General features: G+C 30.6%; 20 protein-coding genes. 6 read left to right on the top strand and 14 right to left on the bottom strand.

Translation table 11 applies throughout. The annotated features are described in order from the left end of the window. Positions 1-81: 81 nt before the first annotated feature. Positions 82-1,479 carry an NCS2 family permease gene (locus RR409_RS11720; RefSeq protein WP_332557944.1) on the bottom strand — a complete coding sequence of 466 codons (1,398 nt, stop codon included), beginning with the start codon at positions 1,477-1,479 and terminating at the stop codon, positions 82-84. A gap of 729 nt (positions 1,480-2,208) precedes the next feature. Here RR409_RS11720 and RR409_RS11725 point away from each other — a divergent pair. Beyond that, entirely contained in the window at positions 2,209-2,409 is a 201-nt protein-coding gene (locus RR409_RS11725) for an EscE/YscE/SsaE family type III secretion system needle protein co-chaperone (RefSeq protein WP_332557945.1), read from the top strand. A 92-nt stretch (positions 2,410-2,501) separates the two neighbouring features. Here RR409_RS11725 and RR409_RS11730 read toward each other — a convergent pair whose 3' ends face one another. The 12 genes from RR409_RS11730 to RR409_RS11785 all read right to left on the bottom strand — a co-directional run bounded on the left by RR409_RS11730 (position 2,502) and on the right by RR409_RS11785 (position 15,996). Further along, positions 2,502-4,118, bottom strand: coding sequence for a family 10 glycosylhydrolase (locus RR409_RS11730; protein ID WP_332557946.1), 1,617 nt, complete (start codon positions 4,116-4,118; stop codon positions 2,502-2,504). Positions 4,119-4,483: 365 nt separating this feature from the next. Further along, complete coding sequence (gene arcA / locus RR409_RS11735) at positions 4,484-5,707, bottom strand: arginine deiminase (protein ID WP_332557947.1); 1,224 nt, start codon at positions 5,705-5,707, stop codon at positions 4,484-4,486. 157 nt (positions 5,708-5,864) lie between these two features. Next, on the bottom strand, positions 5,865-6,401 hold the full coding sequence (gene idi, locus RR409_RS11740; RefSeq protein ID WP_332557948.1) for an isopentenyl-diphosphate Delta-isomerase: 537 nt from the start codon (positions 6,399-6,401) through the stop codon (positions 5,865-5,867). A 615-nt stretch (positions 6,402-7,016) separates the two neighbouring features. Continuing rightward, positions 7,017-8,357 (bottom strand): TRAP transporter large permease subunit, encoded by a 1,341-nt coding sequence (locus RR409_RS11745; protein ID WP_332557949.1) that lies wholly within the window; start codon positions 8,355-8,357, stop codon positions 7,017-7,019. Positions 8,358-8,398: 41 nt separating this feature from the next. After that, positions 8,399-9,490, bottom strand: a complete 1,092-nt coding sequence (locus RR409_RS11750; RefSeq protein WP_332557950.1) for a dipeptide epimerase — start codon at positions 9,488-9,490, stop codon at positions 8,399-8,401. Positions 9,491-9,628: 138 nt separating this feature from the next. Continuing rightward, positions 9,629-9,955 (bottom strand): DUF3870 domain-containing protein, encoded by a 327-nt coding sequence (locus RR409_RS11755; RefSeq protein ID WP_332557951.1) that lies wholly within the window; start codon positions 9,953-9,955, stop codon positions 9,629-9,631. A gap of 64 nt (positions 9,956-10,019) precedes the next feature. Further along, positions 10,020-11,393 (bottom strand): dipeptidase PepV, encoded by a 1,374-nt coding sequence (gene pepV / locus RR409_RS11760; RefSeq protein ID WP_332557952.1) that lies wholly within the window; start codon positions 11,391-11,393, stop codon positions 10,020-10,022. A gap of 363 nt (positions 11,394-11,756) precedes the next feature. Beyond that, entirely contained in the window at positions 11,757-12,236 is a 480-nt protein-coding gene (gene rlmH, locus RR409_RS11765; protein ID WP_332557953.1) for a 23S rRNA (pseudouridine(1915)-N(3))-methyltransferase RlmH, read from the bottom strand. Positions 12,237-12,406: 170 nt separating this feature from the next. After that, positions 12,407-12,901, bottom strand: a complete 495-nt coding sequence (locus RR409_RS11770; protein WP_332557954.1) for an SEC-C metal-binding domain-containing protein — start codon at positions 12,899-12,901, stop codon at positions 12,407-12,409. A gap of 163 nt (positions 12,902-13,064) precedes the next feature. Continuing rightward, positions 13,065-13,643, bottom strand: coding sequence for a GerMN domain-containing protein (locus RR409_RS11775; protein ID WP_332557955.1), 579 nt, complete (start codon positions 13,641-13,643; stop codon positions 13,065-13,067). A gap of 276 nt (positions 13,644-13,919) precedes the next feature. After that, entirely contained in the window at positions 13,920-14,705 is a 786-nt protein-coding gene (locus RR409_RS11780) for an MBL fold metallo-hydrolase (protein WP_332557956.1), read from the bottom strand. A gap of 34 nt (positions 14,706-14,739) precedes the next feature. Next, positions 14,740-15,996, bottom strand: coding sequence for a UDP-N-acetylglucosamine 1-carboxyvinyltransferase (locus RR409_RS11785; RefSeq protein WP_332557957.1), 1,257 nt, complete (start codon positions 15,994-15,996; stop codon positions 14,740-14,742). A gap of 430 nt (positions 15,997-16,426) precedes the next feature. On the opposite strand from RR409_RS11785, the gene RR409_RS11790 reads away from it, so the two are divergent. The 5 genes from RR409_RS11790 (at position 16,427) to RR409_RS11810 (ending at position 19,971) form a co-directional block, all read left to right on the top strand. Then, the gene (locus tag RR409_RS11790) at positions 16,427-16,972 is read left to right on the top strand and encodes a hypothetical protein (RefSeq protein WP_332557958.1); all 546 of its coding nucleotides are present in this window, start codon (positions 16,427-16,429) and stop codon (positions 16,970-16,972) included. A gap of 86 nt (positions 16,973-17,058) precedes the next feature. After that, positions 17,059-17,613, top strand: coding sequence for a 2'-5' RNA ligase family protein (locus tag RR409_RS11795; RefSeq protein ID WP_332557959.1), 555 nt, complete (start codon positions 17,059-17,061; stop codon positions 17,611-17,613). Between the two features lie 139 nt (positions 17,614-17,752). Next, positions 17,753-18,241 carry a dUTP diphosphatase gene (locus tag RR409_RS11800; RefSeq protein WP_332557960.1) on the top strand — a complete coding sequence of 163 codons (489 nt, stop codon included), beginning with the start codon at positions 17,753-17,755 and terminating at the stop codon, positions 18,239-18,241. Between the two features lie 185 nt (positions 18,242-18,426). Beyond that, on the top strand, positions 18,427-18,858 hold the full coding sequence (locus RR409_RS11805; protein WP_332557961.1) for a DMT family transporter: 432 nt from the start codon (positions 18,427-18,429) through the stop codon (positions 18,856-18,858). A 219-nt stretch (positions 18,859-19,077) separates the two neighbouring features. After that, positions 19,078-19,971: a selenium metabolism-associated LysR family transcriptional regulator gene (locus RR409_RS11810; protein WP_332557962.1), complete on the top strand. Its 894-nt coding sequence runs from the start codon at positions 19,078-19,080 to the stop codon at positions 19,969-19,971. Between the two features lie 53 nt (positions 19,972-20,024). Here the strand turns inward: RR409_RS11810 and RR409_RS11815 are convergent, their stop codons facing one another. Next, positions 20,025-21,254: a S8 family serine peptidase gene (locus RR409_RS11815; protein ID WP_332557963.1), complete on the bottom strand. Its 1,230-nt coding sequence runs from the start codon at positions 21,252-21,254 to the stop codon at positions 20,025-20,027. Positions 21,255-21,297 lie beyond the last annotated feature (43 nt).

A 21,297-nucleotide genomic window follows, 5' to 3' on the forward strand; every position in this document is an offset into this window, starting at 1 on the left:
AAATCCAACTTCTTAGCTGAAATAAATTGCTATAAAAAAAACTCCCACCTAAAAAGATGGAAGTTCTATTATTAGTATTTATTATATCATTGCTGAAATTAGATAACTTAGAATAAATAATCCAGTTACAATATATAAAATTGGGTGTATTTCTTTGCCTTTTTTCTTTAATAATTTAGCTATACAATAGAATATGAATCCTGCTGCTACACCATTTGTGATACTGTATGTGAATGGCATAAATGCTACTGTAAAGAAAGCTGGAATTGCAATTCCTAAATCTGACCATTCTATTTTTTGAAGAGATTCAGCCATTAAAATACCAACAACTATTAATGCTGGTGCTGTAGCTGCTCCTGGAACCATTCCTGCTATAGGAGCTATGAATAAACAAAGTAAGAAAAAGATTCCTGTAAATACTGAAGTAAGACCAGTTCTTCCACCTTGGCTTATACCTGCAGTACTCTCTACATAAGTAGTAGTATTACTTGTACCAAGCAATGCTCCGATAGAAGTTGCTGTTGCGTCTGCAAATAATGCTCTTTCAAGCTTTGATGAGAAACCTTTTCCATTCTTATTCAATGAATAATCTTCATTACTATCAAATATTCCTGATTTCTTTCCTGCGCCAAGGAAGGTACCGATTGTATCAAAAGTATCGGTTAATGAGAAAGCGAATATTGTTGTTAATGCTAAGAATATCTTTCCTGGATCTGAAAACAATCCTGCAAAATCTAATTTAAATAAAGTTGGTTCAAGACTTGGAACTTTGAAATTCATGCTTCCTAACTCAGGAACTTGAGTAACTCCGAAGAATACTCCAATAAATGTTGTTGCTAGTATACCAAAAAGAATAGCACTTTTTACTTCTAATATCATTAAAACTATAGTGATTACAAGTCCTATTAGTGCAAGCTGTGCTACTGGATCTTTAAAGTTAACCATAGCTGGAATTACATCTTGGAATACTCCGCCTTCTCCTAGAGCTGCAACCTTGTTAACTGCTTCTCCAGTAAATTGAAGGAAGTGAGCTTGTTTAACTCCAATGTATGCTATGAATAGTCCTATACCACCACTTATTGCATATTGAAGTGATTCTGGTATAGCTACTATTATCATTTTTCTTATTTTAGTAACTGTAATTATGATATTGATAATACCGCAAATAAATACCATTGCTAATGCTTGTTGCCATGTAAACCCTAATCCAAAAACTACTGTAAAAGTAAAGAACGCGTTAAGTCCCATACCAGGTGCTAATGCAAAAGGAACATTCGCTACAAATCCCATAATAAAAGTTCCTATTACTGCTGCAAGAATTGTTGCTACAAATACTGCACCTTTGTCCATTCCTGCTTGAGATAAAATAATCGGATTAACGAAGATAATGTATGCCATTGTAAGAAATGTAGTTAATCCCGCTAAGGCTTCTGTCTTAACATCTGTGCCATTTTCTTTCAGTTTAAAAAACTTATCCACCCAAAACACCTACCTTTATAAAATTTAACAATACTAATTATTAATATTCCGAACTACATAACTGATTATACACGAACATTAAAATAAAATCAATATATATCGTTCGTTAATTATTTGTTAACTAGCTTGTTTATGTATTTAAAGTAATTTGTAAACTTAAATTAACTTCATGCTTGCCAGATATTATCTATTGGTAAGTTATATTTATAACTTAAGTGGATCCTTCTTTTCTTAGCAATATAGTTTAATTCATTGCTTTTTCATGCAATTTTTTATCTTTAATATTTATTCTTATTTATATTCATTTTTAAAAGCATATATAACTACTGAAACCGCCTTATATAAGTTTTTTATTAAATTTTATACGGATATAATTATAATGATATTTGCTTTTTAATTAGCTATTAAACTTGATTTTTAATTAGCGTACTGAAAAACTTATTTATACGGATCCTAAAATCAATAATTTAATTTTAAACATATGACTCTGTTTTAAACGAATGTTTTCGACAAAATATTATATATTTCATTAAACTTCCTAAATAATTTAAAATTTCCAAGTATGTTTTTTTATTTGAAACACATAATAAGATTGTTGTCTTAGCTATATAAACTTTATATTATATTTTATAAGTTATATGGCTTTGGACGATAAAATCTTATTAAGAATGGTCATAAGTATTTAATTAAATCCATTTCTTAGTTGCAAATTTTAGGAGGTCGATTGCCATGCAAAATAATCAAGGAAAAAACGCAAAACAACATGTTCAAGACGTACAAAGTAAACTTCAAGATGCTACAAACTGTTTAAATCAAGCATTAAATTCAGTTGAAAAACCAGAAAATAGACAAAAAATCCAAACTACTCTTAATTCAGTAGAAAATGCATTACAATCTGTAAATAGCACACTTTCTAATTATCAAGAATAAAAAAATAAACAGATGGAACTTTATTAATTCCATCTGTTTATTCTTATAGTTTTATTTTTAAAATTAAATTTAAGCTTCTTTAACCCACATTTCTATTGAATCCAAACTCCATTTTTACCTATTTTGTATCCACTAATAGTAGTGTTTGCCGCCATGTGTCCATCACTGTATAAATAATACCATTTGTTTTGCACTTGAATCCACCCTGTTTTCATAGTTCCATCTGTTCCCATATAGTACCACTTGCCAGTAGAAAAAAACCATCCCGTTTTCATTGCACCATCTCCTCCGAGATAGTACCAATTATCTTGCTTTGTCCAGCCAGTATACATTGCTCCATCACTTTTAAGAAAATACCTTTTACCATTATCCTCAATCCAACCCGTCTTAACAATACCGTCATCTCCAAGGAAGTACCATGAATTACGTATCATTGTCCAACCTTTTCTTACAGATTTGCACCAATCCATTTCTGGCACTGCTACTCTAGTTGAGTATAATGATTTTACCTTGTCAAAAAATCCTAATCTATTGGCTTTTATATCCCTTAAACTAAAGAACCCTCCGCCTTTTACATTCTTATTAAGCCTGCCATAATTAATTTGATTAGCTATCTCATCACTTTTCAGCCATGAGCTTCCATAGGAATCTCCTACCTTGTAAGCAGCGTGACCAATATAAAGATGTACTTTCTTTCCTTCCATCTGTTTTGACCACCAATCAACAAGAGTTTTATAATCTGCAGTGTTATGTCCAAATTCCCAATATATTTGAGGCACTATGTAGTCAATCCATTCTTCTTGAACCCATTTTCGTGAGTCTACATAAATAGCATTATAACTACTAAGTCCATTAGTTTCTGATCCGCCATCAGAAGCGCCATTTTTCCATATTCCAAAAGGACTTACTCCAAACTTCACATAAGGTTTAGTTGCCTTGATCTTCTCATTTAATTCTTTAACAAACTTATTAACATTATCCCTTCTCCAATCCGCTACTGAAGAATATCCTTTGCCATATAATTCAAAGGATTTGCTATCAGGAAAATCAACTCCACTAACAGGATAAGGATAAAAATAATCGTCTAAATGTACACCATCTACATCATAACTTTTAACAACTTCTAAGATGGTATTCATTACATATTCCCTTACTTCAGGCACACCTACATCAAGCCAATGATACTTACCATAACTAACTATCCAATCTGGATTATTTTTTAAACCTGTATTTGCTGGTAAGCTATTTATGTACTCTTGCTTGTTGAAAGTACTACTTCCTCCATCAATTCTAAAAGGATTAAACCAAGCATGAAATTCTAGTCCATTAATATGAGCTTCTTCTATTGCACTCTTCAGAGGATTATATCCTGGGTTTTTCCCTAAGGTTCCTGTTAAAAACCTCGACCATGGTGCATAGCTCGAAGGATATAATGCATCCCCCATAGTTCTTACCTGAAAAAATACTGTGTTCATATTTTGATTCTTAATAAACTTCATATCTTCAGCTAAAGTGGCCTTTTGTTTTTCTACATTATTATAATCTTTACTAGATGGCCAATCTATATTGAAAACAGTTGACATCCAAACAGCTCTCATTTCCCTTTCTATACTAGTTGCAGCAAATACATGCTTTGTAGAATTATACAAAAATAATACTGTGAATGCTACTAGCATAGCAACCACCCAAATTCCCTTACCTCTCTTCATCCCTTTTCCCCCCAATAATGTTCTTTACTTACTTATCGCCCATATTAGGGATTTCTTTACCTTTCAAATTAGGTTTAAATCATGAGTAGTTTATTTGAAGTTTTCCATGAGCTTTAGTTTAAAATTATTGCTATTTTACTATAAAGTAGTTTTCTTAACTCTCCAATATAGATTTCCTCAAACTCCTTCAGCCACTAGTTTTATCCTAAGACTAACTTGTAAATCTACTTATAATAAATATATATAAATATTAAAAGATGCAGTTATATTTTTGATTCATGATAAATTTTTATATGTAGCATTAAATTTATTAATAATAAAAAATAAAAGAATGGTTTTAACCATTCTTTTAATCTTATCATTTCTTATAAAAATTCTCTAATTAACGGCATGCTCATGCATCTTGGGCCTCCACGTCCTCTAGATAGCTCATAAGATTCAAATTCCAGCACCTCTATCTTATTTTTTCTTAAGGCTTCATTTGTTATATAGTTACGGTTATAACACACAACTTTTCCAGGCGATATAGCTAAAGTATTACTACCATCACACCATTGCTCTCTACTAGCTGCAATCACATCTCCATCTCCACATCTAATTAAATTTATAGATGATAATTTCAAGTGTTCTTTTAATACCGTAGATAAGTCTTCATGCTCATATTTAATGTTAAGAGTACCATTTTTGCCTTTGGTAATGCTATAAACATCTAATGGATCTTCAATCCCTGGAAATATAGTAAACTGGTCATAATCAACCATGGTAAATACAGTGTCTAAATGCATATAAGCTCTTGTTTTTGGAAGATCAAAGGCCAAAACAGTTTCAAAACACTGATCTGAGCTTAAAAGATTATATGCTATCCTTTCGATAGCCATAGGATCAGTCCTATCACTAATTCCTATAGCTAAAACCTTATCAGAAAGAACTAAAATATCTCCACCTTCAATTGGATGGGTTTTATCCCTATTATACCATCTAGGTACATTTTCAAATCTAGGATGATGATTAAAAATATATTTTGCAAATATAGTTTCCCTATTTCGTGTTTCATTTGCCATTACATTTAAAGAAATTCCTCTTCCTATAGACGCAAAAGGATCTCTTTGAAAATACATATTCGGAATTGGATCAAGGTAGAAAGGATATGGATTCTTAACCATATCACCTAAGGCCCTGGGTTTAATATGTTTAAGTTCTTCTTTTCTCACTCCTGCAATGCATTTTCTTATAAGCTCCTTTGGAGAACAATTGCTAAAAAGCTCCATTATGCCTTCTTGGAGCCCTTGTGTAACAACTTTGCCCTCTTCCATGAATTCCTTTAAAAATTCATTTCTGACCTTTGGCTCTTGTAAAATATCTGCCATTAAATCAGTAAGATAAATAACTTCTACTCCTTGGTTTCTTAGAATATCTGCAAATTGATCGTGTTCTCTACGGGCCTGCTCTAAATATACTATTTCATCGAACAAAAGCCTTCTTAAATAATCTGGAACTATATTTTCTACTTCCTCCCCTGGACAGTGAAGAAGCACAGATTTTAAATTTCCTATTTCACTATAAACAGAAATGCTATGGTTTGAAGACATATTATTCATCCTTTCTATATGTATTCTAACCTATAGTTTTCTCTATTAAAATCATATTATTCCCTTTAGAAAATTAATAGCATCAAGCATCAAATTGTATCAATTGCTATGTAATATAATTCCAATTATAAACTCTAAAGCACTAATCTTCCTCAATTTATGATTTTTTTTCGTTTATAAATTTATAAAACTCACTCTCAGCTCTATCAAACAGAACTTTAAACCAATAAGTGTATGCCTCGGGATTATCCTTTATATCAGACTTAATTTCATTAATACTTACCCACTTAAAGTCATCAGCCTCGTCTTTATTTATGTTAACTTCTCCATCATAAAACCCGAAAAACACATGATCAAATTCATGTTCAAAAAGGTTATTTTCAAGTTCTGCTTTGTATACAAAATTAAATATCTCCTTTAGATCACATATAAATCCCATTTCTTCCTTCAGCCTTCTGTAAATTGCCTCTTGTAAGCTTTCACCGTATCTAGGATGACTGCAACAAGTATTAGTCCAAAGTCCTGGAGAATGATATTTATTTACATTTCTTTTTTGAAGTAGCAGTTCATTTTTAGAATTAAATATGAGTATCGAAAAAGCTCTATGCAATATTCCTTTATAATGAGCTTCCATTTTTTCTATGGACCCAACTTCCTTATCAAACTCATTCACAGCTATTATATTTTCTATCATTTATTTTAACCTCCAACTATTTAATTAAATAATGAGTATACTTATTCTCTCCAATTTTCTTGTAATGAAATTAAGCTCTCAACCAAGTTTACTTCTCTTTGAAATAAATCATATTTGTATATTTTTTAAAAACTACTTTCAAGAAAATTGCAGATGACTAATAACCTTTTTATTTTCTTCTCTACATAGTTATTGTGATATTTAAAGTTTGAAAATAATAATTAAAAGTTATAATGCCTACTAATATCCTAATAAAGCCTTTATACTTATATAGATAAAGTAGTATCTATGTAAGTTATAACCCGTATGTAATTTATTTAATCAAATTACAATATTAAAATATATCTTGTATAATAGCTTTTTAATTTACTTCACAATATACAAGTTACAGATATTTTTTTCATTCTAATAACTCCCATATTGCCATAAATCTTATCAATAGAGTATAAGGAAATTGATCTATTGTCAAATTAAATAATTTTCTTCTCAAAATCTTAGATACCTAAGCTACCGATAAAATAGCAAACTTATAAATATAAGGGCTATTTCAAAATGATTTTTCATTCAATCTGAAATAGCCCCGTTCTTTTACATTGTTTTATTTTGTTATTTTAATTACCCTATTAACATTGGTCCAACGAAAGACCACAGGATAACCCAACCCCAAAGTGCAACAGCGCCAATCCAGCATACTTTTAAAACCGCTTTCATATTGCTGCATCTAGCTATACCCATTTGACCAGCTAAATTTGCTGTTGGATATACTGATCCTGTAATCCTAGTAGCTGCTAAAATAGCTGTTGCCCAGATTTCCATAGGCAAATTTACTTGTGTAACTAAATCTACAAACATTTTGTGGACAATATTTATTTCGGCTACAGCAGCTGCTTCAATACCGAATCCACCAACTAGTGATGCAACTATCATAACAATTGCTTTTCCTCCCCCAGAAACTAACCCTGATAATAAATCACCTAAAGCTGTGAATCCACCACCAAGATTAATCATAGTAAACATAACTTCAAATAGTATGAAAACTAAAAACATGTTAGTCATTTTAGAAGCACCTTCTACAAAGGTATCAATGGCTGAATCTATTTCTATCTTACTGCTAATAGAAATGACTATTGCCAAAATTAACATAACTACAATTGCATAATTAGTTCCTTGCTTTGTGATAACACCAAAGCCAACCAATAGTGCAAAAGCAATCATAAATAAAATAGTGGTTCGTTTTTCCTCTTTTGTTATGATAATACTATTAATATCAATCATATCATCTGTAATTTCATATACTTCACTGCCTTTAGTTTTCTTTTGAATTCTAGATACTGCAAATAATGTAGCTACAATCCAAACTATGCTAAATGGAATAACTGCCCACAACATAAGCTTGCCATATGAGAGACCTGTAACCCCCATTGTGGCAAGAGTTACACCAGTAAGTGGTCCCATTATTAAGCCAACTTCCCCTGAAACTCTAAATAATGAAGCAACTGTAGTTGGAGTTAATCCTACCGCAGCAACAACAGGAATAATAACTGGAGCAATTACAGCATTGCCACCAGCTAATGTACCTAGCAAACCACACATTAATATGGAAGTAACAATTACTGCCAGCATTCCTTTCTTTTCATTGTTAACACCAATTTTCTTTACAATCCAGTATACAAGTGTATGACTTACCTTAGCCTTGTTCATCAGATATCCAAGCCCACTTCCAAACATAATTATGAGCCCTATTATTCCTAAGAACGAACCTAGGGAAGTAGTAAATATTGATGCAAGAGCCTTAAGGTTTTGCCCAGTTAAAATTGCAGCTACAACCGTAGCAATTATTAAACCAGCTAGATTAGATTTGTTTCTAAAAACAATAACAAGATAAACCAATAAAGGTATCAGTGCCCATAACGATGGTGCAGTTATCAATGCCCATTTTCCCAATTCCAATTCCATTTTAGTGCCCCCCCAAAATAAATTAACTTATAAAATAGATTTTAATTTAAATATCTTATTCCATTAATATTTTTAATACCAAGACCAGGTTCATCATTTAAAGTAATTTTATAATCCTCGAAGATAGCCCCACCTTCCACTGGATCTTCACTACAAAGCACGGGTCCATCTAAATCTATCTTTGTGATAATGCTCTTACCCGCAGCTAAATGCACAGCTGCATTAACACTTACTTTTGCTTCTAACATACATCCTATCATACACTCTACACCATATATTTCTGCAGCAGAGCAAATTTTTAGTGCGTTGTATAACCCACCGGTTTTCATAAGTTTGATATTTATCAAATCTGCTGCCCTTTTTTGAAGTATGTTTAATGCATCCTCTGGCGAAAATACACTTTCATCTGCTAAAACTGGTATAGAAACATTGTCTGTAACAAATTTTAATCCTTCTATATCATGAGCTATTACAGGCTGCTCTACAAATTCAATATCCAGTCCTTCATCTTCCATTTTACTTAAGACTTTTACTGCTTCCTTCGGTTTCCATCCCTGGTTAGCATCTATCCTAAGTTTTACATCATAGCCTACTGTCTTTCTTATAGCTTTCATTCTTTCAATATCAATTGAAGAATCTTTTCCAACTTTTATTTTTAAGGTTTTAAATCCTCGTCTAATAGCATCTAAGCTATCTTTTGCCATTTCCTCTGGATCATTTACACTTATAGTTACATCTGTGATTATTTCTTTTCTATAAGCTCCCAATAATTTGTAAAGAGGTGCCTTATATAATTGTCCATATAAATCATATAAAGCTATATCTATTGCTGCTTTCGCACTAGTATTTTTTATTATAGATTTATCTAACTTTATCATTATTTCTTCAAAGTTTTCTATATCCATACCAATAATTGCTTTCTTTATATGATCATTAATTGCTCCTATTATAGCTCCCTTAGTATCTCCTGTTATAACACCTGTAGGTGGTGCTTCCCCATAACCTATATTTCCTGTGTCTGTGTGAATCTCCACAATTATATCCTCCACACTATTAACAGTTCTCAGTGCAGTTTTAAATGGAGTTTTAAGTGGAACAGAAATTTCACCTATTCTAATATTTGTAATCTTCATCCTTATTACCTCCCAAAATTAAGTTTATAGATTATTATTTAAATGAATAAGTAGTAAGATATCTTGCATTTCTTTACTATCTTTTATTTACTGATATAAGATTTTTGACTTTATACCTCTCTTGATAAAATGGTAAAATTAAAAATGCTTTGCTTTAATTTCATTGTATTGTTTTACCGCATCTTTATAGGCTACTATTATTGCCCGTTGAGAGGATCCATGATATCGCCTCTTAATCTCCTCTTCAAATTTAAAATCAAATTCTAAGATTTTTTTCCCTATAAATAAACTCATCACAAAATCATTAGTAGTTCTTATTGTGGCAGAACAACTTGCGTCTACTATTACATCTGTATCTATATCTACCACAAATCCGATGAAAAAAGAATTAAAGTTGCTTGTAATTGCATTATCCATATTAGTCTTAGAATTTCCAACTATATATATTGTGTTATCTTTGTACATTCATATCACCTCAAAGTATTTTAAAATAGTAATATTTCTCCTCTACCTAAAATTTTAGCTTTAGTTATTTAGCTAGCTCATAAATAGCAGCTGCCATTATTTGAACATTCTTTATTAAAGATTCAATCTCTATATATTCATCAGGTTTATGCTCTACCATAGGCTCACCCTTAAATATTGGTCCAAAGGCAACTATATTATCCATTGCCTTTGCATAGGTTCCACCCCCTATAGATACTAGTTCAGCTTTTTCTCCTACTTTTTCTTCGTAAACCTTTTGTAGCTTTTTAATAAATTCAGTGTCTGGAGATACATACAAGCTCTTTTTGTGTCTTACATACATCTCCTCCATTTTTCCTAAGTCCATTTTCTTCCTAAAAGTATATATAAAATCTTCATAAGTTTTCATAACGGGGTATCTCATATTTATTTCTATGCTTACTTCTTCCTCATTACCTACAATAGTTCCTAAATTAAATATAAACTTTCCTGATATTTTATCTTCTAAATAAATATCTAGTTTTTCTCCATGCAAATTTAAACCAATGTATTTGTTCATAAAACTTATAAATTCCTTAGTTTCTCCTTTTAAATCTAGTTTACCTAAAAATAATAAAAGATGAGAAATAGCATTTCTTCCCTTCTCTGGAGTGCTTCCGTGAGCAGAAATGCCATATGACTTTATTAATAGTGAATCTTCTCTTTCTTCTATTTTTATTTCCTCTAAGCTCTCCGCTAATTTAACAATGTTTACAGCCTTGTTTTTGTCTATACAGATTACTGCCTCTGCATAATCTGGCACTACATTTGCAGCAATTCCTCCCCTTATGGATTTTAGTATTATTTCGCCTTGAGATGATAGCTTCCTTTTATATTTACAGGTCACTATCCCCTTTTCTCCATTTATTATTGGATATTCTGCATCAGGAGTAAATCCACACACTGGTATTTCTTCTCCACTTTCTAGGTAATATTTCACACATTTACTTCCTGATTCCTCATTTAAACCAAATATTATTCTAACCCTTCTTTTTAATGGCAGGCTTAAATCTTTTATCGCCTTTAGTGCATAAAGTGCTCCTATGGTTGGTCCTTTGTCATCTGTGGCACCTCTTCCATATATCCTACCATCATGAATTTCTGCGTCATATGGTGGGTAATTCCACCCATCACCTTCTGGTACCACGTCTAAGTGTCCTAGCACTGCTATCATTTCTTCTCCTTGTCCATATTCGGCATATCCAATCATATTATCTACATTTACTGTTATAAAACCTAAAGATTCTGAAACTCCTAAACAATGCTCTAAAGCTCTATGCACTCCCGCGCCAAATGGCATATTATCTTTTGCCTCAGTTTCTACACTTTTTATCCTTATGGACTCTTGAACACTTTTAATAATTTCTTCCCTCATAGTAACTATTTTTTCATCTAACATAATATCACTCCATTTCTACAATTAGATTTAGAATACTAATTTACTAATGAACCTAATTTTTTAAAAAATAAAAAGCCCAATAAATGAATATTATCATCTACTGGGCTTTGTTTACGCTATAATGCTTTGGGCACCTAAATAAACAAAGTAGTAAGGTTTGAAGTATTTTTATAACCTTTTACATTTATATTATATTTCATAATTTAGAAAATTTCAACATTTGTTTGAAATTTCTAAAAACTTTATAAATCCTACCTACTTTCCAATCTGTTCGCTTTTGCATCTAAATACAAAATTTAAGGTTTTATTCTTCTCTCTAAAATTTAAATACATCACAAATCAAGATATTAAATAAATCTATAGTTATTTATGATATGGTTCATTTTTCATTATTCTAAATGCTCTATATATCTGTTCTAGTAGCATTACCCTAAATAATTGATGTGGAAAAGTCATCTTGGAAAAACATAACTTATAATTTGCTCTATTAATAACTGATTGTGCTAAACCTAAGGACCCTCCAATAACAAAAATTAAATCACTCTTTCCACTTACCCCTAATTCTTGAATATAGGAACTAAACTCCTCAGAGGTAATCATTTTTCCCTTTAAATCTAGTACTATCACATAACTAGTATCCTTTATAACCTTTAGTATAGCTTCTCCTTCTTTATCTTTGATTTGCAACTCTTCCTTTTCTGATGCATTATCAGGAGTTTTTTCATCCTGTAATTCAATTATTGATACTTTACAATATCTTTGAAGTCTCTTTACATATTCATCTATAGCTTCTTTTAAATATTTTTCTTTTAATTTTCCTACGGAAATCAATGTAATATTCATAAATTCTCCCTTCTTAATGCAAGTCTAAAATCCTATTGAAGCTTAAATATATTATAAAACTATATATATTTAAGCTTCAATGTCATAAATGTAAAAACACCTTTATGAGTTATATTATAATATAACTCATAAAGGTGCAATAATTCTACATGATGTGCACTAAGTTTAATTTAGCCACAACATTTTTTAAATTTCTTTCCACTTCCACAAGGACATGGCTCATTTCTTCCAACTTTATTTTCATTAACAACAGTTTTTGAATCTCTCCATTGCTTTTGAATTTCTCTTCTCTTTTCTACAGAGAAGATTCCTTCCCATTGTGGTAATGAATAAAGGTAATCAGCTTTAGAATCTAGCATATTAAAATATAACTTTTCAAAGTTTATTTTAAGTTCTACTTCAGAATCTCCTTCTATGTTTTCAAGATCAAGATTTTTTTCTAAGCTTTCATTTATTCCATCTAAGAATCCCATGAACTGTACTTCTGTTACTCCATGCTTTGCTGCTAGTTCACTTAATATTCCTTTTAGCTCTCCACTATGGTTAGCTAATACTTTGCTATATATGTTTGTTTCAACCTGAGCATATTCTTTCCAAAAAGCAGGCTCACCATTTTCTTTAACAAAATCTACAACATAATCTGTCCAATTCGTATATAAACCCATGTTCTTATCTCCTTTATTAGTTAATTGTATTAGGCATCTCAAATAAAATAAAAATTCGAAGATGCTATTAACCCTCGTTTATTTATTATAATAAAAATTCTTAGTACTTTCAATAATTATATAAATAGCCTTTATATTTTAGGCATTAGATATACTTTTCAATCTACTTTTGAATTTTTAAGCTATCAATTTCTTCTTTTCCAAAAGGCTTTGAAATATTATAGTTTCCACCTAATGTTTCTATATTCTTATTCTCTACAGTTATCATTATCTTTTGAACTGAAGGTAACTGAGTAAGTGAACTTGAAATTGAGGATAACAATACCCTTTCCTTATCTGCAGTCATATCAAATTGAGCATTGCTATTTAAATTTATATATGCAGTTCCTTCATTAATAGAAAAGCTTAAGAGTCGTGTTTCCTTGGGAAGTACTGGTTTAGAACTACTTACTACTGCTGGCCCCTTAATAAGCTCTTGTATTATAATTTCGCCAACAAGTTCTTCTTTATTCACAAGCCTTTCTTCTTTTACAATATTTGATTCAGGTTCTTTTCCCTCATCAAAGTAAAGATCGATTTGGATAAATCCATCTTTTTCAGAAGGAAACTTAGTATTTTCGAGTTTTTCTTTAGTTGAAATACTAACTTTGTCCTTTTTCTCATTAGTAACAATTTTAAATATTACACCTACTGTAATTATCACTAACAGTGAACATACTATTGCTATAATTTTTTTATTCATAACTTCCTCCTAACCATATTATTTTATCTATTAGTTAGTTTAGGAACTTAGGCATTTGAAATAAAGTACTAAGTCAAAGATTCTACTGATATTTTATGTCATGCAAGGAACCCTGTTCTATTGAGAGTTGTGCTATCAATAGTTTCGGTGACCCAGTATGCTGACGACATAATTTGCCGATAATTTCACTAGCATACTGACTAGTTATCTTTCTAGATACCTTATATGACAAAAACTTATATTGCTCTGACTGACGTTACAGTGCTACATCTAAAATCATAGCTCTACAACTAAACTATGCTTATCTCTATCTGCCATATTTAGAGTCACATCTTTTCCTAATTGTACCGAGTTTTCTCTCAATACACTAACTACTGTTTCATAGGCAAGTTCAGGATAATTGTTAGTTTTGCTTAAATGTCCTAAATAAATAAATTTATGTTTATCTCCTAGAATATCTAAAATTGCCCTCCCACAAGCCTCATTAGAAAGATGTCCTATATCACTTAATATTCTTCTCTTTAGTGGGTAGGGATAAGGACCAAACTTTAACATTTCAATATCATGATTACTTTCAAGCAGTATTATATCAGCATCTTTCAGAGCTTCTTTTACACTGTTTGAAAAATGGCCTAAGTCTGTAGCAATACAAGCTATTCCCTTGTTTGAATGAATTTTATATCCAGAGGGTTTAGCTGCATCATGGGCTATTTCAAAGCTTTCAACTGTGATATCCTTTATCTCGGTAAAAGCACTATCTATGATTTTAATATTATGTTCTTTAATTTTTCCAACCTTATCGAACATAGCTTTCCACGTCAATTCATTAGCATATATAGGAATATCATATCTTCTTGATAAAACTCCTATTCCCTTGATATGGTCTGAATGTTCATGTGTTACAAAAATCCCATCGATTTCTTTTGGGTTTTCATTAATATTTAAAATTTCATTTTCTATTGCTTTGCCAGGCATTCCCACATCTATTAATACTCTTGCATTGTCACTGGCTACAAATATACTATTGCCACTACTACCACTAAACAATGGACAAAATTTCATAATTTACTCCTTTAACAGAATTTTGGGAGGATATTTATTCTGTAATTCTTATTATATCTGCCCCTAAAACTTTAAACTTATCTTCTATGTTTGGGTATCCTCTATCGATATGTTCAATTCCCTCAACAGTGGTGGTGCCTTTTGCCATGAGTCCTGCTATTACCATAGCTGCACCCGCTCTTAAATCTGTAGCTCTTACATTAGCTCCAGTTAAGGTTTCCACACCATCAATTATTGCAATTCTACCCTCTACTTTAATATTTGCTCCCATTTTCTTTAGCTCATCTACATGTTTAAATCTACTTTCCCAAATGCTTTCGTTTATTATGCTTCTTCCTTCCGCAATAGTTAAAAGAGCATTCATTGGCTGTTGAACATCTGTAGGGAACCCTGGATACGGTAGAGTCTTAATATTTGCTCCTTTTAGTCTTCCGTTAGACTTTACTGTAATTGAATCATCATGTTCAATCACCTCTGCACCCATTTCGATTAACTTAGCAGAAATGGATTCAAGATGCTTAGGAATCACATTATTTATCTCTACTTCTCCACCACAAGCTGCTGCTGCAATCATAAACGTACCTGCTTCAATCTGATCTGGAATTACAGAGTAATTGCAACCAGTAAGCTCCTCTACCCCTGTAATTTTTATAGTGTCTGTACCAGCACCCTTAATACTTGCCCCCATGCTATTTAAAAAGTTAGCTACATCTACCACATGAGGTTCTTTTGCAGAGTTTTCTAAAACTGTTACACCTTCAGCTAATGTAGCTGCAAGCATTACATTAATTGTTGCCCCTACACTTACTACATCAAAATAAATGCTAGTGCCCACTAGCTTATCTGCTTTAGCCTTAACAGCTCCATGCTCAATAGTAACTTTAGTTCCTAAAGCTTCAAATCCCTTTATGTGTTGATCAATGGGTCTTACTCCTATTGGGCATCCCCCTGGTAGCTCTACTCTAGCTTCTTTAAATCTTGCAAGAAGTGCTCCAAGGAAATAATAAGAGGCTCTCATTTTTCTAACTTCTTCAATATCTGCATTAGTAACTTTAATTTCTGTACTATCAATAGTAATAGAATTTGGAGTTTTACTAACTTTACATCCTAAATATTTTAAAATCTTTTCTATACAATTTATATCTTCAATGTTTGGTATATTATCAATAGTTGAAATTCCCTTACTTGCTATAATTGCTGCAGGTAATATTGCCACTGCTGCATTTTTTGCTCCATTTATATTAACTCTTCCGAATATAGATTTACCACCGTTTATCACCAATTTTTCCATTTAGGTATCATCCTCACTATTTATTATCTATATTAATTTTCGTAATTTTTACAGTTATTAATTATACATTTTTTATTATATCACATACTCTTAATATTTTAACATTAAATTTCTAATATCAAACAGGTTTTTTTTAGTAAATAAGATACTTAGGATACATTTTGGAATGTTATTCCTGTTATTTGTATGCATTTACATTATATTGTATAAATTATTTCAACATTAAAGTATATTTTGCATATTTCGTAACTATTGTTATCACATATTGAAATATTGGGAAAGATTAAAATACAATATATACAGTTTTCTATCATTTTATCCTATTACAACAAAATTTAAATATGTTATAATATCTTATAATTAGAAAATTAATATATATTTTCTATAATTTCATTACATATTAATAGTATGTAATCTTTGGAGGAAAAATATGAAATATTATATAGTTGCATTATTAGATGAAGATTCATCAACAGATATTGCTGGCATTCAAAAAAATATAAGTAAAAAATATAAACTTTACAAGAACATATCTAGCTTATATATTCCTCTAGGTTCTGTTTCTAACATGGATTTTGATAAGCTTGATGAATTAGTTACAAAAATAATTAGTCCTTATAAAAAGTTTAAAATTGGAATAGATAATACTCTTAGTCTCAGTGAAGATTTAAACACTATAAACTTACGAATAGAAGATAAGGGATATATAAATAGGATTTCAAGAAATCTTTTAGACACTTTAAGCTTACATGGCATTACTGTTAAAGACTTTAACTCTAATACCTTTAATATTCCTTTATCAACTGCAAACCATAGTGTAAGAAAAGCTTCTTCTAATAATAGCTTGATTATTGATAGCTCTAAAGATAAAGAAGATTTTTTTAAGTTTGTAAAAATTAATAGACTTGAAATTTGGAAGTCATTAAGTAATAAGAAAGATTCTTTAGTTAAAAGCTATATTTTAAAGGACTATTAGTAAACTTCAATAATCACCTATAACAATTTTTGTGTGAAAACTTTATATTCTTATTCCTATGTGGATTTAATAGGCGGTGTTCTTTTATGATATATTATTTAGTAGCCCTTTTAGACTCTAAGTCTTATAAAAAAGTTGAACTTATTCAAAGGGATATATGCACAAAATATAATCTATTCACCCCTGAGGATAGTCTCCCTACCCTTCACATTACCTTAGAGACCATTGATGAGCCAAATTTAGAGGCACTAGATGAATGTATTAAAGAAGTTTTAAAAAATTATAGTTTTTTTGAAGCTACTTGTGATGGAATTATTTGCTTTGACCCTCCACATAAATCCGTGAATTTAAACATTTTAAAAGGCGGAGTATTAGAAAAACTATCCCTTAATTTCAATACTTATCTTAAAGAAAAAGGTTTTAAAGTGAGAGATGATATATTTCAATACAAACATCATATTTCCTTAGCAAACTCTTACTTTTCTAATAAACAATGGACTAATATGGAATATGAAGATGCTTGTGTTTTTGCACAAAAAAGTTGTTGTAACTTAACAATTAATATAAATGAGCTTCAACTTTGGAAACCTATAAATGATAAAAAAGATATGGTAGTATATACTTACTTTTTAAACAATTAATAAGTTACCTTTTCCAGGGCTTTAGGTAAAAACTTAATCATAACTAAGGTGAGTTTTTTATAAAAATTCCTACATATTAAGTTTTACAAAACTGATTTTCTAAAGTACCCTTAAAACTGATGAGAAAGGCTGATAGCAAATGAACTTAAATAAATTATTTTCCATGCAAGAAATACTTGATGATAGAATAGAAAAACAACATAATCTTCACAACGTATCATTAATTAACAAAAAAATCCTTGCCCTTATTGTTGAACTTGGTGAATTGGCTAATGAAACAAGATGTTTTAAATTCTGGAGTAAAAAATCTCCATCATCTAAGGAAGTAATCCTTGAAGAATACGTAGATTGTCTTCACTTTATTTTAAGTATAGGACTTTATAATGAATACTTAGACATAGAATTAAACTCTTTAAATTATACTGATTCTAACCTTACAGATCTTTTCTTAATTTTAAATCTTTCTATATCAAATTTCATAAACAATCAGAGCAAAGAAAATTATGTTAATATATTTAGCAACTTCTTGTTCCTAGGAAAATTATTAGGATTTACACCAACTGACATTGAGGCTGCTTATATATCTAAAAATGAAATTAACCACGAGAGACAGGATCAAGGTTATTAACTACTACAATCCTTAACTTGTTTAATGAATTTAATAAATTAATTTTTTCTACGAAAGTTTGTTTTATAATAAAGTGCTGCAAGTTGCTGAGGCTGATAGAGCTTCTCATTGGAAGCAACATTAACATTAGCTCATAAATATTTCCTAAAATTATAGGTTAAACTATCCATAAGGATGGTGATTTTATGTTGGGAATAATTTTCTCTATTGTAGCTGGAGCCGCTATGAGTCTTCAAGGAGTTCTCAATACAAGATTGGGAGAGAAAATTGGACTTTGGGAAACTAGCGCATTGGTGCAAGGTATTGCTCTAGTAGTTACATTAATTGCTGCTTTTACCATTGGTGATGGTAACTTTAGAGCTTTAAAAGATGCCAATAAATTCTACCTGCTTGGAGGGGTTTTAGGTGCTGCTATAACTTTTACTGTTATGAAGGGTATGGGTGCCCTAGGTACTACTCTAGCAGTGGCTATAATTTTAGTTTCTCAACTCACTGCTGCAGCTGCCATTGATCATTTTGGATTGTTTGACGCAACTTGTGTAAGATGTGGGGTGAAGCAATTCATCGGTGTTGCAGTGATGATACTCGGAATTATAATTTTTAAATGGAAAAGCTAATGTTGCTTTTCCTTTTTTATTCTACCCTATATAAAACTTCATTCAATAAACTACACATATAGTAATTTCTGAATAATCACAGTACATAAAAATATATAATTTTCATTGTATGTATTTGTTTTAACTTTTTATTATAAATTTCAATAATTGCTATTGAAATTTATAATACTTATGGAGATAATTATATCATAATTTAAATAACACGTTAGGAGTGACCATATGGACTTTAAACAATTAGAGGCGTTTATAAGTGTTGCAAAGCTTAGAAGTTTTTCTAAAGCGGCAAATGCTATTTATTTATCTCAACCAACTATTAGTTCACACATCTCTAGTTTAGAAAAAGATTTAAATATTCAACTTTTCGATAGAACTTCTAAAGAAGTCAATCTTACCCCTGCAGGGCAATCTTTTCTGCAATATGCTAATGATATTTTAAATACAAGAAATCATGCAATTACTGAGCTTTCAAATTTTAATAACAATATATCAGGAAGACTTAATATTTCTGCAAGTACTACTCCCTGTAATTCTATTTTACCTGGTCTTATTAATCAATTTAATGAATCTTATTCTAATGTAAGATTTACTATTAAAGAACAGGGATCTGTGGGTATAATTAAGGACATTATTGATTTAAACTGTGAAATAGGATTAGTTGGGACAAGCATTGATAATACAAAAATAAAAAGTTATAAAATTATGGAGGATGAACTAGTTATAGTATCTAGTCCTGAATTAAACTTACCAGATAAAATTAGTATAGATGACTTATTTAAATATAATTTTATAATTAGAGAAAAGGAATCTGCTACAAGATATACTCTAGAAACAACCTTAGCTAACTCTAACATAGATTTAAACAAGCTTAAAGTTCTTTGCGAAGTTAATAACTTAGATGCTCAGCTAAAGTTTGTTAAGCTTGGTATGGGTATTTCAATCATGAGTAGAGCTCTTTGTGAGGAATACTTTAAAAACGAGATTTTAAAACCTACAACTATTGAAGACATTTCTTTAAATCGTAATATCTATTTAATTATAAGTTCAAGAAGAACCTTAACTCCTATTGCTACCGCATTTTTTAACATGTGTAAGCAACTGTATAATTTAAATTAGGCCCTTAAAAAATAAAAATTACTATAGGTTATACCCATAGTAATTTTTTGCTTTTACTTTTTTAAATTTCTAGGAAGTATTTTAGCTAAATTCAAAAAACCATTTCCTTGTTTATACTTCATATCATTTATAAGAGTAGAACTATGCTTTAATAATCCATAGATGTCTTCAAACTTATACTCCATGTTATGCTCATAAAGCAATGCACATACTCCTGCAACAAAGCCACAGGCAGCAGATGTCCCGCTATATTCCGTATATAAGTTTTTAAGATGAGGTGGATAAATCTTTATTCCATTACGCTCTGAAATATAAGATGTGTCGCATGCTAGTGAAATTATATTTTCACTAGCTGCTATAAAGTCAGGTTTTAATAGTGATTTTACAGAACCACAAGAAGAATAAGAAGCTACTGAATATTCAGAGGTAGTATTCATGCCTCCTACTGTTATAGCACTTGAGCATGTTGCTATGCCTTTCATGGAATCTTCCTCATTTCCATTATGTCCTGATGGAACCACAACTACTACATTTTTATCTTTAAATCTTTCAAATAGTCTATTGTACAGCGAAACCATAAAATTAGTCATATTAAAAGTTTCAAAGGGCAGACATAAAACTTTTATGTTAAATTCCTCGATATTACTATAAAGAACTTCAAGAGCAAGAAGAGTAGTTGATATATATCCTCTACCAAGTCTATCAAAAGCCTTAACCATTAATATATGGGAATTCATTGCAATCCCCCTATTTTTATCCTTAGAACTATATCCACTACCGCAAATTTCACCAGCAATAAAGGTCCCATGGCCATTATCATCATATGGATAAGTATAGTTATTAATTAAGTCTATAAATTTTTTTATTTTATTTTTAGGATTTAATAAATCTGGATGAGGGTAAACCCCACTATCAATTATACCTACTCCTATTCCCTTACCACTTAAATTATAGTCTCCTTTCAATATAGTAGAACTACTTTGTAGAGATATTCCATTGGCGGACAAAACAGTTCTTCCGCATAGTTGTGCAAGATCATCTAGTGAAATATAAACAACTTCTGGGAGTTCTATTAATTTTTTCATGAACTTTCCATTTACTATCGCAGTGATACACTTTATTGATTCAATATGAAAAAGAACCTTTCCTCTATTGGATTTAATTTTTTTCTCTATATCTTCTCGAAGAGATTTATATTGAATAATCACTCTATAGCTATTATATAAATTAGATGAAATTGCATGTTTTAGAGTAGGATCAAGTTTTCTAGTGAAAAACAACATGAAAGCCTCCTATTACATTGTTACACTAGTATTAGTATATGAA

It is taken from the genome of Clostridium sp. (genome assembly GCF_036642255.1).
Lineage (GTDB): Bacteria > Bacillota > Clostridia > Clostridiales > Clostridiaceae > Clostridium_J.

What these genes read in the sequence shown, in the direction of transcription:
- RR409_RS11725 (WP_332557945.1), top strand. Translation starts at nt 2,209, where the DNA reads ATGCAAAATAATCAAGGAAAAAACGCAAAACAACATGTTCAAGACGTA.
- RR409_RS11730 (WP_332557946.1), bottom strand. Translation starts at nt 4,118, where the DNA reads ATGAAGAGAGGTAAGGGAATTTGGGTGGTTGCTATGCTAGTAGCATTC.
- arcA (WP_332557947.1), bottom strand. Translation starts at nt 5,707, where the DNA reads ATGTCTTCAAACCATAGCATTTCTGTTTATAGTGAAATAGGAAATTTA.
- idi (WP_332557948.1), bottom strand. Translation starts at nt 6,401, where the DNA reads ATGATAGAAAATATAATAGCTGTGAATGAGTTTGATAAGGAAGTTGGG.
- RR409_RS11745 (WP_332557949.1), bottom strand. Translation starts at nt 8,357, where the DNA reads ATGGAATTGGAATTGGGAAAATGGGCATTGATAACTGCACCATCGTTA.
- RR409_RS11750 (WP_332557950.1), bottom strand. Translation starts at nt 9,490, where the DNA reads ATGAAGATTACAAATATTAGAATAGGTGAAATTTCTGTTCCACTTAAA.
- RR409_RS11755 (WP_332557951.1), bottom strand. Translation starts at nt 9,955, where the DNA reads ATGTACAAAGATAACACAATATATATAGTTGGAAATTCTAAGACTAAT.
- pepV (WP_332557952.1), bottom strand. Translation starts at nt 11,393, where the DNA reads ATGTTAGATGAAAAAATAGTTACTATGAGGGAAGAAATTATTAAAAGT.
- rlmH (WP_332557953.1), bottom strand. Translation starts at nt 12,236, where the DNA reads ATGAATATTACATTGATTTCCGTAGGAAAATTAAAAGAAAAATATTTA.
- RR409_RS11770 (WP_332557954.1), bottom strand. Translation starts at nt 12,901, where the DNA reads ATGGGTTTATATACGAATTGGACAGATTATGTTGTAGATTTTGTTAAA.
- RR409_RS11775 (WP_332557955.1), bottom strand. Translation starts at nt 13,643, where the DNA reads ATGAATAAAAAAATTATAGCAATAGTATGTTCACTGTTAGTGATAATT.
- RR409_RS11780 (WP_332557956.1), bottom strand. Translation starts at nt 14,705, where the DNA reads ATGAAATTTTGTCCATTGTTTAGTGGTAGTAGTGGCAATAGTATATTT.
- RR409_RS11785 (WP_332557957.1), bottom strand. Translation starts at nt 15,996, where the DNA reads ATGGAAAAATTGGTGATAAACGGTGGTAAATCTATATTCGGAAGAGTT.
- RR409_RS11790 (WP_332557958.1), top strand. Translation starts at nt 16,427, where the DNA reads ATGAAATATTATATAGTTGCATTATTAGATGAAGATTCATCAACAGAT.
- RR409_RS11795 (WP_332557959.1), top strand. Translation starts at nt 17,059, where the DNA reads ATGATATATTATTTAGTAGCCCTTTTAGACTCTAAGTCTTATAAAAAA.
- RR409_RS11800 (WP_332557960.1), top strand. Translation starts at nt 17,753, where the DNA reads ATGAACTTAAATAAATTATTTTCCATGCAAGAAATACTTGATGATAGA.
- RR409_RS11805 (WP_332557961.1), top strand. Translation starts at nt 18,427, where the DNA reads ATGTTGGGAATAATTTTCTCTATTGTAGCTGGAGCCGCTATGAGTCTT.
- RR409_RS11810 (WP_332557962.1), top strand. Translation starts at nt 19,078, where the DNA reads ATGGACTTTAAACAATTAGAGGCGTTTATAAGTGTTGCAAAGCTTAGA.
- RR409_RS11815 (WP_332557963.1), bottom strand. Translation starts at nt 21,254, where the DNA reads ATGTTGTTTTTCACTAGAAAACTTGATCCTACTCTAAAACATGCAATT.